Here is a 20,719-nt window from a genome sequence, read left to right as displayed (position 1 = left end):
TTAGCCTTTTTACACAAATAAAAATCTCGTATAATATTATAATAGAAATGAAATTACAAAAATTTAAATTATTTTTTCTTTATTTCACTCTCATACTATTAGGCTTTAATTATTTATTCTCTCAATCTGCCTTAATCCCTGAAGTAAAATTAAAAGATCATAATAATAATACTAAGATTATAAACATTAATTGTGATTATAATTTTTTACCCGGAAAAAAAATCCAATTAATAACAGAATTTCCTGAAATAAAACAACCTAACACTTATAATGTTGAGTCTGTTCCATATAAGCCAATAGGAGATTTTAAAGATGGAAATTTAGTAACTATAAAAAGGGATAATGGAAAACAAGATGATACTTTCAGCAATATTATTTCACTTCCTTTTGACTTCTGTTTTTATGGTAATAAATATAATTCAATTATCATTAGTGATAACGGGGTCGTTAGTTTTAACACAAAATTGGCAAAAGATGAATGTCCCTATGCTCCAGTTAATACCTTAATCAGTGGACTTCCTAAAAATTCAATTTTTGGCGTCTTTCATGATATGTTAAATATAAATGAGGTTAGATATCGGGTAGAAGGCACATATCCTAACCGAAAAGTAATCATTAATTATAACAATATCCCCCAATATGGCTATCCTATGCCTAACAAAAATTCTACCTCTCAAATCATACTCTATGAAACAACTAATATCATTGATGTTTATATAAAAGACCGATATAAAAATGAAAGCACTAATCCTATTTTTAATGAGGACAATGCTTACAGAAAAAATGCAATTGTAGGGCTAACCAATTATGATTCCAGTAATGGTATTATTGCTCCCGGCAGAAATAGCGGAAACTGGGAAGCTCATAATGAGGGCTGGAGGTTTACTCCTAATGGTAATACAGATATAACCATAGTATGGAAATATAATGGATTTGAAATTTCAGGAACCCGAAATAAAAAAACAATTATTGTACAACCTGCAGAAGATGGTAAATATTCTGTTGAAGTAACTTACAATTTATGTTCTCCCTTTAAGATAAAAGAAGATATAGACGTTAAATTTTCAAATAACTTTCCTAAGGTCAAAGAAATTACTACGCAAGCTTTCTGTTTAGATAGCGGTAAAAATTATACTATAGATTTGACTGGTTATCAATCAGAAATAAATCCAGACCAATCATTAATATTTACTTATTTCGAAAATTTAGATACAAATTCTATCCCTATTAACCCGATTAACAACCCGAAGAACTATGTTTACTCTAATGATAAGACTATATATGTAAAGGTATTGAAAAAGGGAGTTTGTTATACAATAGGTAAAATTAATTTAAAATTAAATAAGAAACCGGTCGTTCCGGAAAATCAATATTTCGAAGAATGTGATCCGGATAATGGTGGTAAAAAAATAATTAAAATAAAAAATTATAATTTCAAAGGTTTATCGGGTACTTATCACAAAGTGTTTACTTCTTTGAGCGATGCCCAAAACGGAATAGGAGAAATTAATGAAAATTCTTTTAATTTAGATGTAAATGGTGAACCTGATGCCACAAAAACTTTTTATTTAAGAGTTTGGAATAGCAATTATAATGATCCGTCATGTTTCACTATCGTCCCCTTTAAAATAAAATTAAAGAAGACTATAAGATTAAATATACCTAAAGAGGAATTCGAGATATGCGATGTAATTGAAGGCCAAACCATTAAATATGATTTGACCCAACATGAATCTCAATTAATTAATTTTCCTACCAATGGACTTACTTTTGAATATTTTACGGATCCTAGCTATTCTTACTGGTATAAGATTAGTGATCCTAAATCTGCTACCATAACATTAAGTGCCACTATATACGTGAAAGCCACTTCAAAAGATTATTGCGAAGGTTATAGTCAAATAAAATTTAAACCTGTAAAATGCAGCGATGATATAGACGATGGTGGTGCTGGCGGTGGCGGTGGCGGTGGACTTAATTTATGTAATGCTGACAAAACCTCCTATACTGTAAAATTAGATAAAAATTATCTAAGATATTATTTGCCTCCCGGACTAATTCTGGATAAAATAGATATTGTTGGTTTTTATGATCTTAAAACAAATGAATTAATAACTAAAACCCCTCCTTATACCTATGTTGTATCCGTTCCCAGTGCCAGAAACATAAAGGCTGTTTATAAAATAAAATCCAACGGAGTAGAAACATCTGTCAAATTTCCGGTTTTTGCCTCTGCAAAATCAGAAATAGATCCGGACGTATTTTTCATTTGTGATACTTATATTGATGGGCTAGGAAAGGAAAAAGTTTCATTTTATAATAAATACAAAAATATTATTAATTCATACTATTCAAATAGGGCCACAAATATTTTATTTTTTAAAAGTAAACAAGACCTTCTTGACTATAAATTAGACAACACTCTAGAAAATTATATTAATGAAACTGAAGTTGTACAATTTGAAAAAAAAACTATTTATGTCTATCTAAAATTTTTTGGTTGTATTTATGAACATGAAATCCATTTTATTCTCTCCCCTATAAATCAAAAAATTATAGGTCCCTATGAGGTTTGTGATTTTGATAATAATAATAAAGAAATAATAAATATTCTAAACAAAACTAACTATGAAGAAGATTTAAAAGCTTTACTTAGTCCCGCACAATTAGCAAAATTAAAAACCCCCATTCGTTACTATAATACTATAGAAAGTGCCAGCGTCAATTACCCATATCAATATATCACAAATATTGAAAATTTTGAAGTAAACACTTCTCCAATGTCTGTTTGGGCCCGTTTAGAAATACAAGATGAATGCCCTATATTTGTAGAAATAAAATTTGAATTTTCAAAAACTTCTATATCATTACCAGAGTATAATGCAGAGCTTTTTCCTTGTGCTAATAAAAATGATAAAAATAGAAAAATTGATTTAAATCAATTCATCATTAGTAAGGACTCTAATTCTGTTATTTCTTTTTATAGTACTGAAAAAGGAGCCTTGAATGGCGATAATGGAACCCTTTTAGGAGGAAGAGTTTATGATGGAAATCCTCTAATCTATAATAGTGTTAATAATGAGCACATTATTTATATGCGGGTATATGATAAAAAAACCCAATGTGTAAAAGTTATACCTTTAAAAATTACATTTATATTTCCTCTTGACATTATTAACCAAACTATTAATATTTGTGATAGTGAAAACGATAAAAAAGAAACTGTAACTACTCAGTTTATACAGGATCAGTTTATTTCTGTAAATCCGGGATTAACAGGTCCTCCAACAACCACATATAAGTTTTTTGCCACAGAGGAAGAGGCAACAAATAATACTACTGCTTCCCTTACAACATTTACTGTCACACCTACCAATTTCATTTGGGTAAGAATATTAAAAAATACAGGAGATTGCCCTATTATTACCAAAATAGAATTTGATTTAAAAGAATCTCCTAAATTAAATAGCTCTCCTCTTTCCTTCTTTATTTGTAATAATAATACTGGAAATGAAAATGGAGAGACCAAAGAAATTGTAAATCTTGATGATTATAGAACTAAAATATTGGATTTATCTTATAACATCTCCGGCTATAACTTTAGTTATTATGATACTGAAGAAGATGCTAAAAATGATATAGATGCTAAATCATCTGCTTATATTATCAATTCTTTTCCGAAAACTATATGGGCAAGGGTTAAAGACAAAAATTTTGGCTGTTTTTCAATCAAATCCTTTACAATAGATGCCTTAAATCCTTTTAAAGATAAAGGGGAAATAAAAGATGGTGAAATTATATCTTGTGTTGCGGGGGAAATGTCTAAAGAAATTAACCTTGAAGAATATCCTCCAAAAATGATTGATAATAATAAATCTAATGCAAAGGATTTTAAAATTACTTATTATACTTCAAGAAAAAATGCAGTAGATGGCATTAATGAAATTCCTGATACTGAGATTAATAATTATATAATAACCCCTGCCAGTCAGATTTGGGTAAAATTTATACTTAGAAGTGATTCAATCAACAAGTGTTACATTATTAAAAAATTAAATGTTACCCTTTATAGTTCTCCTAAAGCTCAAGATATATTCCCGGAAATCTGTGATGAAAGTGATGGGCATATAGATGGTAAATTTGTTATTCCTGATCTGGATGAATATAGAGAAAGAATAATTCCTGGGGAAACACTTACTACTATAAACAGCCTGTATCCTTTTACATATTACTCAACTATTACAGGAGCCAAAAACCAAGATCCCAATGATTTATTAAATAAAACAAATTTTACCTTTTCTGAAAACAATCTTACCCACGGAAATGGATCTGACCCTAACTTCTATATTATATATGCAAGAATCGATAAAAATGATAACACCGGATGTTATTCTATCGTAGGAATATCCTTTCTAGTCAATAAAAAAGTTCCTATCGATAAAAAAGATCCTATCAATAAAACTGGAATAAATCTAGATAAATGTGATGAAAATACCGAACCGGGATATGATGACGGAAAGAGTTTATTTAATCTAAAATCGGTGGAAGATATTTGGGCGAAATATCTCCCGGATAATAATACAAAATTTAAATATTTTAAAACAGAAGATGACGCCCAAAATAACAAAAATCCTATTGATGAACAAGAACTTACCAATTATGAAAATACTGTAAAATATAATGATAAAGTATATGTAAGAATTTCGGCAGATAGATATTGTGATAGTATTGCTGTAATAAACCTTAACGTATATCCAAGCATTCGTACAAAGGATTATGACATAGGCAATATTTGTCAATTTGAAAATGGTACAGGCAATGATACCCGTATAGACCTGACTTCAAAAATCAGCTCTATGCAAACAAATCTGTATCCAAACCAACTTAATGACCTGCATGTTACTTTCTATACAAATCTTACAGATGCAGAAACAGGAGTAGCTCCCTTAGGCGATTTAGATACTCCTACTGCAGCTATTACAAACTATTTGCCTGTATTGGGTAACACAACTATTTATGTACGGTTTGAAAGCAGAACTAAAGGTTGTTTTAGGATTAATAAGATCACTATGAATAAACTTAAAGCTCCCGAGCCTAGACCTTTCACTATGCCTATTTGTGATGATGATCTGGACGATATTTTCTATATTATTCCTGATCAGTTAGATCATATAGGTTTTATAGATACCCCTACTAATTATAACCTCTCATATTTTCTTACAAAAGAAGATGCATGGAAAAATAATGCTGAATTGCCTAAAAATCAAAAATATATTATTAACTCCTTTGATACCAATATTTTTGTAAGAGTTGTAGATAAAATAACCGGATGTATAAATGTAAATACTATTATAATTACTACAAATCCTAAAATTTCTTTAATTAACAAAGAAGTAGAATTAGAAGCTTGTGATGGAGATAATGACGGATACACTTCTTTTGATTTATCGCTGGTAAATGCTGATATTGTTAATTCTCTTTCTGAAACAAATGTTAAGTTTTCTTACTTTTCATCTTTAGAAGATGCCCAAAAACAACAAAATGAACAAACTAATTTTAGTTCCTATCAAAATTTAAATCCTAAAGTTGATTATGTCTATGTAAGATTAGACGAATTAAATCCTATAGGAAAAAAATGTCCTTCCTTAGCTAAAATTAAATTAAAAACCTACTACCCTGATAATCCTTTACCAAAATTCATTTATCTCTGTCCTAGAATTGACAGTTTAAAACTTAACGGAGGAAATTTTGATGAATGGGAATGGTCTTTAAACGGTAAAGTTATAAGTACGGATAGATATTTCACAGTTAAAGATATAGGAGTATATTCATTAAAAGTTACTAAATATTTAAATTATAACTTAACTTGTTCTGTCGTTTTTAAGGTTGAAGCAAAACATTTGGAAGACCCGGTTATCTTAGAGCTTAAAGCTGGCGATAATTATATTACAGTTATAGCTAAAGGACCTCAGCCTTTAGAATATTCCATAGACAATATCAACTGGCAGACTAGTAATACTTTTACTAATTTAGAACCGGGTATATATACTTTTTATGTACGTTCTAAAGCTAACGGATGCGAAGCTATTACCTCTAAAGGAATAATTTTTAAAGTTCCTAATGCGATTACCCCTAATGGGGATGGGTATAATGATACCTGGAAACTTTGTGGATTAAATCTTTTTAACTCCCCTTCTCAAATTAAGATCTTTGACCGTTATGGTAAAAAAGTTTTTGAACAACAATCTGATAATTGTTTCTTATGGGATGGAAAATATTTAGGACGTAACCTGCCTACCACCTCCTATTGGTATATTATTACAATTGCTGATGGAAGAAAGTTTACCGGTTGGATTTTACTTAGAAATTATGATGAAAGTTACAGATAAATAATCTTTATTTAAAACAAGCCGTATAAATCAATTTTTATAAAATTATATGGCTTGTTTTATTAAATATTAATTTTTCAATAAATTAATAAAATATCATTAAATTTGTTTTTAATTATTTTTTTCAAAATGATTGAACGTTTACGCACAGTGCTTGAAGCAAATGGCTTCGAAGTAATCTCCAGAGTTTCTGAAAAATTTGGAGTAAGAGCTTCTAAATTGAGGCTGTTATTTATTTATCTTTCATTTATAACATTAGGTGGAATTTTTGCCTTTTATCTCATAGGGGCATTTTTTTTATGGATTAAAGATAGTTTTATAACTAAACGACCATCTGTTTTTGACTTATAAATGATTTAAAATTTCAATTTATTTATTTCTTCTTAAAAAATTTGAAATATTCTTTTTTATTAATTTCCCTTATATTTTTGTAGGAATATTTTCTTATTTTATATAAAAACTATACGATTATTTTATCATTAAATAAAATTAAGAGCTGTTATATTAGGTACTATAACAGCTCTTAAAATATTTCATACATTATATTTCACTACGTAAAGAATTTAATTACAATACTTTTTTCCATTCTTTAATGGCATCTGTATTTATTTTTATATATTCTTTATTACCTACCTTTATAGCCCCATCTAAAGATTTTTCTGCAGATTCTATTGCTTCTTTAATATTCCCTAATTTTGCTTGTATTAAAGATTTGGTTCTGTAAAACCAATAGGGAGAATCTCCTTGTTTTAAATCTATCGCTCTGTTGATCCAATTTAATGCTTTTTTCATATCTCCTCCAGATTGAAGATAGTAGTTTGCAGAAGCATAATATGCATTAGCATCTGCTTTGGGATTAGCCAAAATCCCCTCTATACTTGCATTAGCAATTTTTTGAGTGGGTACGTTAAATTTCAAATCTATTAAGGTTTGATCCCAAGCTAGCTGTAAATGTCCTGAATTATCTGAAAGATTATTGATACCTATAATAAATGTTTCTACCGATGCGGGTAAATTTTGAACAGGGACTATAGTTCTAAGCGCTACTTTTGCTTCATTCCATTCTTTAGGGGTACCCCAATTATCTGAATCTGAATAAAAAATTATTTCCCACTTATCAATATTAGGAATGGTATATATAGCATATTTCCCTTTGGGAAGAGTTTTTCCATTAATCTCGACATCATCTCCTAACTTAATTGTAGTATTTTCATTTGCTCCGGTTCTCCATATTTCATTGTAAGGAACCAAACCTCCAAAAATTACTCTTCCCTTTTTATTGGGTCTAGAATATTCTAACTCTATATCCGTAAGTCCGACCATCTGTTCAATCTTAGATTTTAAACTAGCTGCCGGAATCTTTACTTCTTGGGCTTTCCCTATTGATAGAAAGACCATCATGACTCCTGTTAAAAGTAATTTTTTCATCTTGTTATAGGTTTTATTTATTATTAATTTTTGCCCATGTATCTTTTAAAGTTACAGTTCTGTTAAAAATTAACTTATTTTCTTTAGAATCTTTATCAACAGCAAAGTAACCTATCCTTTGAAACTGAAACTTATCTCCAACTTTTGATTCGCTTAAACTTGGTTCTGCAAAACCCTTAATAATCTTTAAGGATTCAGGATTTAAATATTCCAAAAAATCATCTTCATGACTATCAGGAGATTCATCAATAAATAATCGATCATATATCCTTACTTCAATAGGCAAGGCATGTCTTACAGACACCCAATGTAAAGTACCTTTTACTTTCCTCATACTTGCTTCTGATCCACTTCCACTTTTGCTTTCTTTATCATAGGTACAATAGATGGTTTGGATATTCCCATGCTCATCTTTTTGTACAGATTCTGCTTTGATTATATAGGCCCCTTTTAATCTTACTTCTCCCCCTAAAGTTAAACGGAAAAATTTTTTAGGAGCTTCTTCCATAAAATCTTCTCTTTCAATATATATTTCTTTAGAAAAGGGTACATTTCTTTCTCCTGAATTTGGATCTTCAGGATTATTTTCTAACGAAACCCATTCTTCATTGTCTTCATTTAAATTGGTAATAACCAATTTAACTGGATTAAGAACCGCCATTACTCTTGGTGCAATTTTATTTAAATGATCTCTTACCGTAAATTCTAAGAGGGAAACATCTATTAGATTCTCTCTTTTAGCAACTCCTACTCTTTCTAAAAAGTTTTTAATTGCTTCCGGGGTATATCCTCTTCTTCTCATACCGGAAACGGTAGGCATTCGCGGATCATCCCACCCTGAGACATATTTTCCTTCTACTAATTTTAATAGCTTCCTTTTACTTGTAATTGTATAACTAACATTTAATCGAGCAAATTCTCTTTGTTTACTTTTGGTTGTATTTTTTTTATATACCTGATTTAGATACCATTCATAAAGTGGTCTGTGATTTTCAAACTCTAAAGAACATAAAGAATGTGATACTTGCTCAATATAATCAGATTCTCCATGTGTCCAATCATACATAGGATAAATAGACCATTCTTCTCCGGTCCTATGGTGTGGCTTTTTTAATATTCTATACATAACTGGGTCCCTCATATTCATATTTGCAGACTTCATATCTATTTTTGCCCGTAAAACATGAGTCCCTTCTTCAAAATCACCGGCTTTCATTCGCCTAAACAAAAGAAGATTTTCTTCTACACTTCTATTTCTGAAAGGACTTTCAATACCTTCTTCAAAAGGTGATTTTCTTTGAGCATTAATTTCTTCAGAAGTTTGATCATCTACATATGCTTTCCCTTCTGAAATTAATTTTTCTGCCCAATCATATAACTTTTGAAAATAATCTGAAGCGTAACATATCTTATCCCACTTATATCCCAACCATTCTACATCTCTTTTTATAGCATCTACATACTCCTGTTCCTCTTTTTCGGGGTTTGTATCATCAAAACGCAAATTAACCGGTGCTTTATATTTTTCTCCTAATCCAAAATTTATCCATATAGCTTTGGTATGACCAATATGTAAATACCCATTAGGTTCTGGAGGAAATCTAAATCTTAATTTATCTTCTGGAAAACCCTCACTTAAGTCATCTTCTATTATTTGTTCTAAAAAATTAAGTGATTTTTTTTCTTCTTCTTGCATGATATATAATAATATTAACAAGCAAATTTACGTTATTTTCAAAGAATTTCATAAATTTAAAACATTAATATAGAACGTAATATTACTGTCATTTTATTTTTTATTCTTATTTTTATTAGTAAATAAATCCTAATCATTTACTTAAAATTTAATTGATTATTTTTGTAACATGAAGGAACGTTTTATCCCCATTTTATCAGGACTTATGACAATTTCACTCATTGTCTTTATTGGGTTGCAAATTTTCTGGCTTAAACAATCTGTAGATGCAGGAGAACAAGATTTTTCTTCAAGAGTTTATAAAGCATTAAATAGCTCTTCCCAAAAACTTAACACTCTTGAAATCAATAAATTTTATAAGCCTTTTACCAATTTTTATCAAAATATTAATGCTCAAAAAGATTCCAGTACGATTCAAACAGCAATGAGTGTAATAGATTCTCAATCTGTTAAATACATTATCTATAAAAAAACCATTGTTCATAAAAAACCACTCGCTATTCCTTTTTCCCAAAAAGATACTTTAAAAATTACGAATCTTTTAACTGATGAAGGGGTACTCAAGATTAAAAAGGATTCAAATGATCAAAAATTAAGACCTATTGAAGATAATATTGAAAATAGCTTTACTAGCCCAAAATTTACCTTAGATGAGTTTGCCCGTTTAAGTGTAAATCAAATGAGCTTGGAATCTAGGGTATCCATTAAACAAATTGATTCTATAGTAAACCAAGAACTTAAAAAACAAAATATAGATACAGATTTTAAATGTGGTATATTAAATAATAATTTAAAACCTACCTCCGTGCATAGCAAAGATTTTGTTTTAAGTAAACACCCTAAACAAAATTATAATGTTATTTTATTTTCTGATGGAAAAGATAATACCCAATATTATCTTTCGGTTTACTTCCCTTCTAAACAATATTCAGTATTAAACCCTATTTTTGGAGCAATCGCAGTTACTATAGCTTCTACCCTTATAATTATTGCTATCTATATTGCCTCTATTTATTACATGTCCAGGCAAAAAAAGATCTCGGAAATAAAAACTGATTTCATAAATAACATGTCTCATGAATTTAAAACCCCTATAGCTACTATAAATATAGCAACAGACACATTAAAATCAGAAAAAATACAAGAAAATCCTGAAAAAATGAAATTTTATATTTCATTAATTAAACAGGAAAATGAAAGAATGAAAAAACAGGTAGAAATGGTTTTAAGAATGTCTAAACTTGAGAGAAATGCTTTAGAACTTGTACGTAAAGAAACCGATATAAGAGATGTTCTGAAAAACAGTGTAAAAACGGTTCGAGTACAAGTTGAACAAAGAGGAGGCAAAATAATTGAAAATTATACAGCCGAAAAACATATAGCTTCTGTAGATGGTTTTCATTTAACAAATGCTTTTGTAAATATATTAGATAATGCTAATAAATATTCCCCGGAAAAACCGGAAATTACAGTAAAAACATATAATAATAAAAATGACTATGTTGTTGAAATTTCTGATAAAGGCAAAGGAATGCAGGAAAATGTAATAAAAAAGATTTTTGAAAAATTTTATAGGGAAGAAACAGGGAATATTCACAATGTTAAAGGACATGGCTTAGGTTTAGCCTACGTTAAAAATATAATTAAATTACACAAAGGTGGTATTAAAGTTGTAAGTAAACTACACAAAGGAACAACATTTATTATAAAAATACCTTTAAATCAATCAAACTATGGATAAAAAAGTAAAATTATTATTAATAGAGGATGATCCAAGTTTTGGAGCCGTACTGAAGGATTATTTAACCTTGAATGATTATGACGTCACCCTTGCCGTAGATGGAGAGGATGGATTGGAAAAATTTAAATCAGATACTTTTGATCTATGCCTTTCAGATGTTATGATGCCTAAAAAAGATGGATTTACATTAGCAAAGGAAATAATAGACATAAATCCGGATATTCCCATCATATTTTTAACAGCTAAAAATATGAGAGAAGATATATTAACAGGATATAAATTAGGGGCTAATGATTATATAACTAAACCTTTTGACTCAGAAGTATTGTTATATAAAATTAATGCAGTATTGCAAAGAAATAATAATAATGCAACTAATGAAGAAAATGAAGACAAAGAAGTTTATGAAATTTCAAGTTTCAAATTTAACACTAAACTTAGACAATTAGAGGTAAAAGATAAAATGTACAAACTTTCACCTAAAGAAAATGAATTATTAAAACTTCTGTGTAAGTATAAAAATGACCTTATGCCTAGAGAAGAAGCTCTAATTAAAATATGGCATAATGACAACTATTTCACATCAAGAAGCATGGATGTATATATTGCAAAAATTAGAAAATTATTTAAAGAAGATGAAAACGTAGAAATCGTAAACATTCATGGCGAGGGATTTCGATTATTAGTAAAAGAATAATCAAAATTGTATTCAACTATATTTCTATGAATATCTATTTCTTAAAAAAACACTGCCTATGTTTTCATCTAAGTATATATGGAAATTTACAAAAGTAAAAATATAGAAGATTTAGAAAATAAAAAAATTAGTAATCTTCTTTGGCAATATGCTATTCCTTCAATTATCGGTATTACTGTAATTGCTTTATATAATATAATAGATAGTATTTATATTGGTCATGGACCAAATTTAGGAGATCATGCTATAGGGGGACTAGGCGTAGTACTTCCTATTATGAATTTAATTTCAGGAATAGGTTTATTAATTGGAGCAGGAGCTGCCACAAGAGTTTCATTATATTTAGGTAAAAAAGACCAACAATCTGCTGAAAAAGTGGTAGGTAATTCCTTTTTGCTTACTATATTTTTAACAAGTATAACCGTCTTCGGGATATACATATATATTGATTCCATATTAATTTCTATTGGAGCAACGGAAGAAACTTTTCCATATGCCAAAGAATTTTTACAATATTACCTTCCCGGAAATATATTTTTAACTTTAAATATTGCTTTCAATAGTATAATGAGAGCATCCGGATATCCTAAAAAATCTATGTATACCATGCTCATAGGAGTTATAGCCAATATTATCATAGCTCCTATATTTATCTTTATTTTCAATTGGGGAATGAAAGGGGCTGCCATAGCTACTACAATATCCATGCTTATAGGTGTAACTGTAGTGATGATACATTTTTTCCAAAAAAAACATACTCTATTATTTCATTGGAAAAGAGTACGAATAAATGCAAATATTACCTGGTCCATCATTAACATAGGCTTTGCTCCATTTTTTATGCAAATAGCCGCTTCTCTTGTCATATTTTTCATTAATAATCAATTAAAAAAATTTGGAGGAAGTACAGCTATTGAGGCTTATACTATTGCTAACCGTTTAACCATGGTTTTTATTATGATATTGGTTGGACTTACTCAAGGAATGCAACCTATAATAGGATATAATTATGGAGCAAAAAAAATGAAGCGAGTAAAAGAAACTTTAATTTACACAATAAAAGTAGGAGTTTTTATAGGATTCTTAGGTTTATTATTTGGTTTCTTTCTTCCAAATTGGGTTGTACAACCCTTTAACCCTTCACCAAATTTAGCGAAGGAGGCATCTATAGCATTACAAATAATGACCGTAACTCTACCTTTAAGTGGATTTCAAATGGTAGTTTCTAACTTTTTTCAATGTATTGGAAAGGCTATTTTATCATTTTTTTTGAGTATGACACGACAATTTTTAGTACTTATACCTTCTCTTTTCATACTCCCTAATTTTTTCAACCTCAATGGAATTTGGCTTTCCATCCCTCTATCCGACATAATTTCTACAATCTTAGCTGTGTTTTTTTTAATATACCAAACATATAAATTGAAAAGTTTATATGCTATATAGCTAAAAACATATAATATTAATTACTATATTTGCATACAAATTGTTTTATGTAGTTTAAAAAAAAATTATCACGCTAAATTGAGGTGATAACTTTTATATAAAGTAATACTATTATTACTATTTAAACAAAATAACTGATCATTACACAAATTATAAAATAATATTGTTTAAATACCTTGAATAAGTAAGCCATGCAAGAAAAAAAAGAGTTATTCGTTCTTTCTCCTTTTGAAATTCCGGATGTTAATTTAGCATTAAACACTTTTAAGTCAGGGGCATTCCCGATTTTACATCTTGGACATAATAAAAAATTAGCTGAACAATGTTTAAAAGACCTGTCAGAAAAAACAAAAAATCATTTTGGGGTTTGTTATTCATCCCAAGCTATATCTTCAATAGAATTACCAAAAAATGTTTCCAAAGTAATTCTTCCTTTAAACATAAAGTTCTCTCCTAAAAAAAATATTGAATTATATTATCAAGTATACTCTCTGGAAGAAGCAATTACAGCAATTAAAAACGGAGCAAAAAATATTATATTAAAAGGAAATGAAGGAGCAGGTAAAGTAGCCTATGAATCTACTTTTGTATTATTTCAAGGAATAATGAAAAATTACTCACAACTTCCTATAAATATTTATTTACAAGGAGGGATGGGAATTCATACCTCAGCAGCTGCTTTAGCCCTTGGAGCAAAAGGAATTATTTTGGATAGTCAAGTCGCCTTATTCCCGGAATGCAGTACTTTAAACAAAGAAACTAAAAATATATTAAGTAAACTAAGTGGTAGCGAAACCATTTTAATAGATAATTTTAGGGTTCTTTTAAGAAAAAATTCCCCTTCTTTACCTAAGAATCCTACATATAATGATATAATTCCTTTTTTAGGAGGAGCAGATTTATCTCAAAACATTCTTCCCATGGGGCAAGATATTACATTGTCCGTCAACTTTGTGGATCAATATAAAAACTTATCTCATTTTATTTTTGCTATTCATGAAGCATCATATGGACATTTGTTGCAAGCTCAATCTTTAAACATATTAAGTTCTGAAAATAATTTATGTAAAGATCTGAATATAAAATTTCCTATAGCGCAAGGGCCTATGGCAAGGGTAAGCGATGTTCCTGAATTTGCTAAAAAAATATCTCAGGAAGGAGCCTTACCTTTTATAGCTATGAGTCTTATGCAGGGAAATACGGCAAAAAATACAGTATTAAAAACTGCAAAACTTCTCAAAGATCAAACGTGGGGAGTAGGAATTTTAGGTTTTGCACCTGTTCAGCTGAGAGATGAACAAATGAAGTATATTTTAGAAGCTAAGCCCCCCATAGTTCTTATTGCAGGAGGAAGACCTTCTTTAGCCAAACCATATGAAAAAGAAGGAATTAAAGTATTTTTACACGTACCTTCCTCATCTTTACTTGATATGTTTCTAAAAGAAGGTGCACGAAATTTTATTTTTGAAGGTAGAGAAAGTGGAGGGCATGTAGGCCCTTTATCCTGCTTAGTTCTCTGGGAAAAACAAATTCTCAGATTATTAAAACAAGAAGACATTCCTTCGCTTAATCTTTTTTTTGCAGGAGGAATACACAACGATTTTTCCTCTGCCTTCATTTCTATCATGACTGCTACTTTAGCCGCAAGAGGAGCTAAAATAGGAGTATTAATGGGGTCTTCATATCTCTATACAAAAGAAGCTGTAGACACAGGAGCCATAGTTTCAGAATATCAAACACAAGCTATAAATCAAGACAAAACCGTTTTATTAGAAGCTGCTCCAGGACAGGAAACGCGTGCTTTAGATTCTCCATTTATTGATTATTTTAATCAGAAAAAACAACAACTTCTATCTCAAGGTTTAGATTCTAAAGAAGTTTGGATCAAATTAGAAGAATTGAATATCGGACGTTTACGCATTGCTTCTAAAGGAATCGAAAGAAAAGGAGATAAACTCATTTATCTAAATAATAAAGAACAAGTAGAAAAAGGTATCTATATGATCGGACAAATAGCCGCATTACAAGATAAAGCTATATCCATCAAAGAATTGCATACACGTGTTGCTATAAATAGTCAAGCATTAATTTTAAAATTAGACAAAATTCAAGAACCTACTCCCCCACATGAACCTGTAAAACTTGCTATTGTAGGAATGGCAGGAATTTTTCCGGGGGCTCAAAATTTAGATGAATATTGGAAAAATATTATTTTAGGGAAAGATAGTATAACTGAGGTTCCCGATTCTCGTTGGAATAAAGATCTTTTTTATAATCCTGAAACGCGAGATACAGATTATGTATCTTCCAAATGGGGTGGATTTATTCCTACTATAGACTTTGATCCATTAGAATTTGGCATCCCCCCACAATCTTTAGCCTCCATAGAACCAGTTCAGCTACTTAGCCTTTTGGTTGCTAAAAGAGCACTAGAAGATGCCGGCTATGATCTTGCTACGTTTGACGGAGAAAATACCTCCGTAATAATTGGGGCTGAAGGAGCCACAGATTTAGCAGCAGCATATGGATTTCGTGGATATGCAAAACAAGTATTTGGTGAATTACCAGAAGAATTTAAACAAATGCTTCCTAAATTAAATGAAGACTCTTTTCCAGGTGTTTTATCCAATGTTGTGGCAGGGAGGATAGCAAATCGTCTTAATTTAGGTGGCAGTAATTTCACAGTAGATGCCGCATGTGCTTCTTCTCTTGCTGCTTTGGATATTGCATATCAGGAATTACAAAATAACAAATCTGATATTGTGATTTTAGGGGGGGCTGATTTACATAATGGTTTAAACGACTTCCTTATGTTCTCAGCAACTTATGCTTTGTCTAAAAAAGGATATTGCGCATCTTTTGATTCTGAATCTGATGGAATTGCACTAGGAGAAGGAATTGGCATGATAATACTTAAGAGACTTGAAGACGCCGAAAGGGATAATGATAGAATATATGCAGTTATAAGAGGTACAGGAGGTAGCAGTGACGGTAGAAACTTAGGTATGACCGCTCCTAATAAAAAAGGTCAAATTAAAGCTTTACAAAGAGCTTATAAAAATGCGGGTATATTACCTTCAGAAGTAGAATTAATTGAAGCTCATGGTACTGGAACTGTTGTAGGAGACCGCACTGAACTTAGTGCTCTAACAGACATGTTTTTAGAATCGGGGGCTGTAAAAGGTCAAACACATTTAGGATCAGTAAAAACACAAATTGGCCACACCAAATGTGCAGCAGGTATTGCTGGAGTAATCAAGGCGGCTCTTTCTACCTATTATGGAATACAACCTCCAACTTTACACTTAAATAAACCTAATCCTTTTTATAATAAAGAAATCAGCCCTTTTGTTTTCAATAAAAAAGCAGGAATTTGGAATAATGACAAAAGAATTTCTGGAATTAGTGCTTTTGGTTTTGGGGGTACAAATTTCCATGTAGTAATGGAGAATTATCAGCCTACTATTTCTACTCAAAGTACGCTTCCGTCTTGGCCCTCTGAGCTATTTGTATTTCGTGGAGATACTTTAGAAGAAGCTCAAAGCCTATTACAAAAAATCAAACAATTATTACATTTCAATGATAAACTCCCTTTAAAGAATATAGCTTATAGTTTATCCTTATATAATAAAAAAGATATACAGATTTGTATTGTAGCTACCAATCATGAAGATTTATTATCAAAGATTGATGTTATACTTTCTAATCAAAAAAATGAAAAAGGAATTTACCTAAGAAACCTTAAAAAAGGGAAAATAGTTTTCTTATTTTCTGGACAAGGAAGTCAAAGGGTCAATATGGCCAGAGACTTATTTGTTGCCTTTCCTGCTATGAGAGAGTTATTACAACAAAATAAAGAATATGAAAAAGTAATATTTCCGCATGCAGTTTTTGATGATGAAAGCTTACTTAAACAAAAAAAGTCTATAACAGAGACCCAAAATACTCAGCCTTTATTAGGTATTGTAGATTTAGCTATAGCAAAGTTTCTACATTCTTTAGGAATAAAACCTGATATTCTTGCAGGACACAGTTATGGAGAATTACCTGCTTTATGCTTTTCTGGAGTCTTTGCTCCTGAACATTTAGTTTTTTTAAGTCGGGAAAGAGCTAATGCTATATTAGAAGCAGTAAAAGATGATAAAGGAAAAATGATTGCTGTTAGTATTGATGAACGATCCCTTAAAGAATTATTACAAGGAGAAAAGGAAATATGGCCGGTTAATTTTAATTCCCAAAAACAGATTATACTAGCAGGAACAACTACTGCAATGAATTCTTTTGTAGAAAAATTAAATAAAAAAAATATTTCTTCCAAAGAACTAGCTGTAGATTGTGCTTTTCATAGCCCTTTACTAAAAGAAGCAAAAAATATATATGCAAAATATTTAAAGAAAATTAGCTTTAGTAAACCTACTATTCCTGTATGGTCTAATACAACAGCAGATGCCTATCCGTCAGAAGTTATTAAGATTAAAGAACGATTATCCGAACATCTCATTCAACCAGTATTATTTAGCAAAGAGATTAAAGCTTTATATGACCATGGCGCACGAATTTTTATTGAAACTGGTCCGGGAAGAGTTTTAATCAATTTAGCTCAAACCATTTTAGGAAAAGATGAAATAACTACAATTCAGACAGAAGACAAAAATGAAGAAGGAATAGAATTTATACTAAAAGCACTAGCTCAATATATATCCACAGGAAATTCAATACAAGTTGAAAAATTATTTGATGGTAGAAATGTACACATTTTAGATATTGATAATCCGGAACAATACAAAAAAAATTCAACATTATGGTTGATAAATGGACATAATGCTATTCCATCTGTTGGCAAATTGCCTTCTAATGGAGCTTTACCAATCACTAAACCAGTTAAAATTAATGGTATGTCCGGTAATTCAATTGATAATATTTCTTCTCTTTCTAATTCAGAGCAGGTAATTCTGGAATATTTGAACAATATGAAATCCATAATTCAAAATCAAAGAGATGTTATGCTCGGATATTTAGGGCAACCTCCTTCTATAGAGGTACCTATTCAAACTGCAAATACAGAATCTTTACCTCAATCAGTATCTATACAGTCCTCAATGAATGTAGATACCATTGTTACATCTGCAAATTCAAACTTTTCTGTAGAAGAAATAAAAAAACTTTTATTGGAAACTGTAAGCGAAAAAACAGGATATCCTATTGATATGTTAGGATTAGATCTGGATTTGGAAGCTGATTTAAGTATTGATTCTATTAAAAGAATGGAAATTATTGGAGCATTAAGAGAAAAACTCGGCATTACTGATGATCTGGAAGAATCTGAAGACGCGATTGAAAGAATGGCTTCTATTAAAACTTTAAATGGTTTGATAGAATGGATTGAGGAATTAGCTAAAGAAAATAAAAAAAATATCAATAACCAATCAAGTTTAGAAATTTCTCAGAAGTTAGATAATACAATAACCACTAATCTCGTAACTTCAACTGATAAACCATTTTCCATACCTTCTGCCCAAGAAATAAAAGCTTTATTACTGGAAACTGTAAGTGAGAAAACAGGATATCCTATAGATATGTTAGGACTAGATCTAGATTTAGAAGCAGACCTAAGTATAGACTCTATAAAAAGAATGGAAATTATTGGAGCACTAAGAGAAAAACTAGGTTTTACTGATGATCTGGAAGAATCTGAAGACGCCATAGAAAGAATGGCTTCTATTAAAACTTTAAATGGAATGATAAAATGGATAGAGGAATTAACTAATCCTGAAAACCTTTCTTTAATAAATCATGCTCAACAACATATAAATCATTCTATTTCTTTTGATAATAAATCTATATCAGAATTAGAATCAACCTTAATAAACAAAAATAATACAGAAACTACTCTTCTAAGAGCCAAACTTAGTTTAGAAAAATGGAATGATCCAGATGCTAAAATTTTAGATATAAATAATAAAAAATTGGCAATTGTAGATGATGGAGGTAGTTTTTCTAAAAACGTTAAAAATAAACTAGAATCTAAAGGAGCTAAGGTTGATATAATTAATGGAAATGAAGATTTATCCGATTACAATGGTTTAATTCTCTTAGATACTATTAAATCATCCATTCATTATAAAATAGATGATGTTTTCCAAATGGTAAAACAGTTAAATCTGGAAAATGTAGAATGGATTTTTATTTTTAGCGATACTCTTGTAGAATTGAAAAAAGAAAAAGATATCAAAAAACTAAATCAAATAGAAGGATTCCCTGGATTTATCAAAAGTATAGCTCGAGAATATTCACACATTAACTGTAGATGTATAAATTCTTATTCTCCTTTTAATACAAAATCTATTTCCGAAATAGTACATAACGAATTAAGTATAAGCGATATTTCTTCTGAAATAATATATAAAGAAAAAGAACGATTCCGTTATAATATTATTTCTGAACCTTTATCGAAGACTAAAGATTCAAAGCTCCAATTAGACATAAACTCGGTAGTATTAGTACTAGGAGGAGCGCAAGGAATTACTTCAGAGCTTATTATCCATTTATCCAAAGAATATCCATGCCATTATATTTTAGTAGGAAGATCACCTATACCTAAACCAGAAAATAAAAAGTATGTTCATTTTTCTTCAAAGAATGAAATTCGAGAATTTTTAATTTCTGAAGAAAAGATGAAAATTCCTGCTGAAATTGAAAAAAAAGTAAATAATATCTATAAAGAAAATCAAATTATTAAAACATTAACTAAGATTAAAGAAAGCGGGTCAAAAGTGACTTATAAATCTGTTGATATTACAAATGAAAAAAATTTCAGAAAACTCATTCAAAACATTTATAAAAAAGATGGAAAAATAGATGGAGTGATCCATGCTGCGGGCTTATTAATCGATAAATTATTTGCACACAAGACCTTAGACTCTTTTAAACAAGTATATTCTACAAAAATAACTCCTTTACATATACTATTTGAAGAACTTAAGCCAGATGTAAAATTTATAACATTTTTTAGTAGTATTGCCTCTGTATATGGTAATAGAGGCCAGTGTGATTATGCTGCTGCAAATAGCGTTTTTGATCTTATCGCACAAATTTATACCCATAAAAACAATTCAAGAATCTTAACTATTAATTGGGGACCATGGAAGGGTGCCGGAATGGTATCAAGCGCATTAGAAAGTGAATTTAATAAAAGAGGAATTTCTTTAATTCCTCTTAAAGAAGGTGCAAAATCCTTTATAGATGAATTAAAATATGGAACTGAAAAACAGATTATGATCATGGGTGAAGGAGATGGAGTAAAACAATTTTTCGGAATTTGA

Annotated in this window: 8 protein-coding genes; 6 read left to right on the top strand and 2 right to left on the bottom strand. The window is 29.9% G+C overall.

The genetic code is table 11. The annotated features are described in order from the left end of the window. Window positions 1-47: 47 nt before the first annotated feature. Both C4S77_RS10870 and C4S77_RS10865 read left to right on the top strand, forming a co-directional pair. Window positions 48-6,389, top strand: a complete 6,342-nt coding sequence (locus tag C4S77_RS10870) for a T9SS type B sorting domain-containing protein (RefSeq protein ID WP_105247568.1) — start codon at window positions 48-50, stop codon at window positions 6,387-6,389. 129 nt (window positions 6,390-6,518) lie between these two features. Beyond that, the gene (locus C4S77_RS10865) at window positions 6,519-6,740 is read left to right on the top strand and encodes a PspC family transcriptional regulator (protein ID WP_105191821.1); all 222 of its coding nucleotides are present in this window, start codon (window positions 6,519-6,521) and stop codon (window positions 6,738-6,740) included. Between the two features lie 216 nt (window positions 6,741-6,956). Here the strand turns inward: C4S77_RS10865 and C4S77_RS10860 are convergent, their stop codons facing one another. Both C4S77_RS10860 and C4S77_RS10855 read right to left on the bottom strand, forming a co-directional pair. Beyond that, window positions 6,957-7,817, bottom strand: coding sequence for a DUF2911 domain-containing protein (locus C4S77_RS10860; RefSeq protein ID WP_105247567.1), 861 nt, complete (start codon window positions 7,815-7,817; stop codon window positions 6,957-6,959). A 13-nt stretch (window positions 7,818-7,830) separates the two neighbouring features. Then, entirely contained in the window at window positions 7,831-9,513 is a 1,683-nt protein-coding gene (locus C4S77_RS10855; protein WP_105247566.1) for a glutamine--tRNA ligase/YqeY domain fusion protein, read from the bottom strand. 169 nt (window positions 9,514-9,682) lie between these two features. On the opposite strand from C4S77_RS10855, the gene C4S77_RS10850 reads away from it, so the two are divergent. The 4 genes from C4S77_RS10850 (at window position 9,683) to C4S77_RS10835 (ending at window position 20,719) form a co-directional block, all read left to right on the top strand. Further along, window positions 9,683-11,254, top strand: coding sequence for a sensor histidine kinase (locus tag C4S77_RS10850; RefSeq protein WP_105247565.1), 1,572 nt, complete (start codon window positions 9,683-9,685; stop codon window positions 11,252-11,254). After that, window positions 11,247-11,951 carry a response regulator transcription factor gene (locus C4S77_RS10845; protein WP_105191829.1) on the top strand — a complete coding sequence of 235 codons (705 nt, stop codon included), beginning with the start codon at window positions 11,247-11,249 and terminating at the stop codon, window positions 11,949-11,951. The genes C4S77_RS10850 and C4S77_RS10845 overlap by 8 nt, the downstream gene beginning before the upstream one ends. Before the next feature lie 78 nt (window positions 11,952-12,029). Beyond that, a complete protein-coding gene (locus tag C4S77_RS10840) occupies window positions 12,030-13,397 on the top strand; it encodes an MATE family efflux transporter (protein WP_221405124.1) in 1,368 nt (455 codons plus the stop codon). Window positions 13,398-13,588: 191 nt separating this feature from the next. Continuing rightward, entirely contained in the window at window positions 13,589-20,719 is a 7,131-nt protein-coding gene (locus C4S77_RS10835; RefSeq protein WP_105247564.1) for a type I polyketide synthase, read from the top strand.

The sequence above is a fragment of the Apibacter adventoris genome (assembly GCF_002964975.1).
GTDB classification, from domain to species: domain Bacteria; phylum Bacteroidota; class Bacteroidia; order Flavobacteriales; family Weeksellaceae; genus Apibacter; species Apibacter adventoris.
Note: the sequence above shows the minus strand (reverse complement) of the source record. Positions and strands in the feature narration are given on the sequence as shown.

Coding starts and splice junctions, on each gene's coding strand:
- C4S77_RS10870 (WP_105247568.1), top strand. CDS start 48: ATGAAATTACAAAAATTTAAATTATTTTTTCTTTATTTCACTCTCATA.
- C4S77_RS10865 (WP_105191821.1), top strand. CDS start 6,519: ATGATTGAACGTTTACGCACAGTGCTTGAAGCAAATGGCTTCGAAGTA.
- C4S77_RS10860 (WP_105247567.1), bottom strand. CDS start 7,817: ATGAAAAAATTACTTTTAACAGGAGTCATGATGGTCTTTCTATCAATA.
- C4S77_RS10855 (WP_105247566.1), bottom strand. CDS start 9,513: ATGCAAGAAGAAGAAAAAAAATCACTTAATTTTTTAGAACAAATAATA.
- C4S77_RS10850 (WP_105247565.1), top strand. CDS start 9,683: ATGAAGGAACGTTTTATCCCCATTTTATCAGGACTTATGACAATTTCA.
- C4S77_RS10845 (WP_105191829.1), top strand. CDS start 11,247: ATGGATAAAAAAGTAAAATTATTATTAATAGAGGATGATCCAAGTTTT.
- C4S77_RS10840 (WP_221405124.1), top strand. CDS start 12,030: ATGGAAATTTACAAAAGTAAAAATATAGAAGATTTAGAAAATAAAAAA.
- C4S77_RS10835 (WP_105247564.1), top strand. CDS start 13,589: ATGCAAGAAAAAAAAGAGTTATTCGTTCTTTCTCCTTTTGAAATTCCG.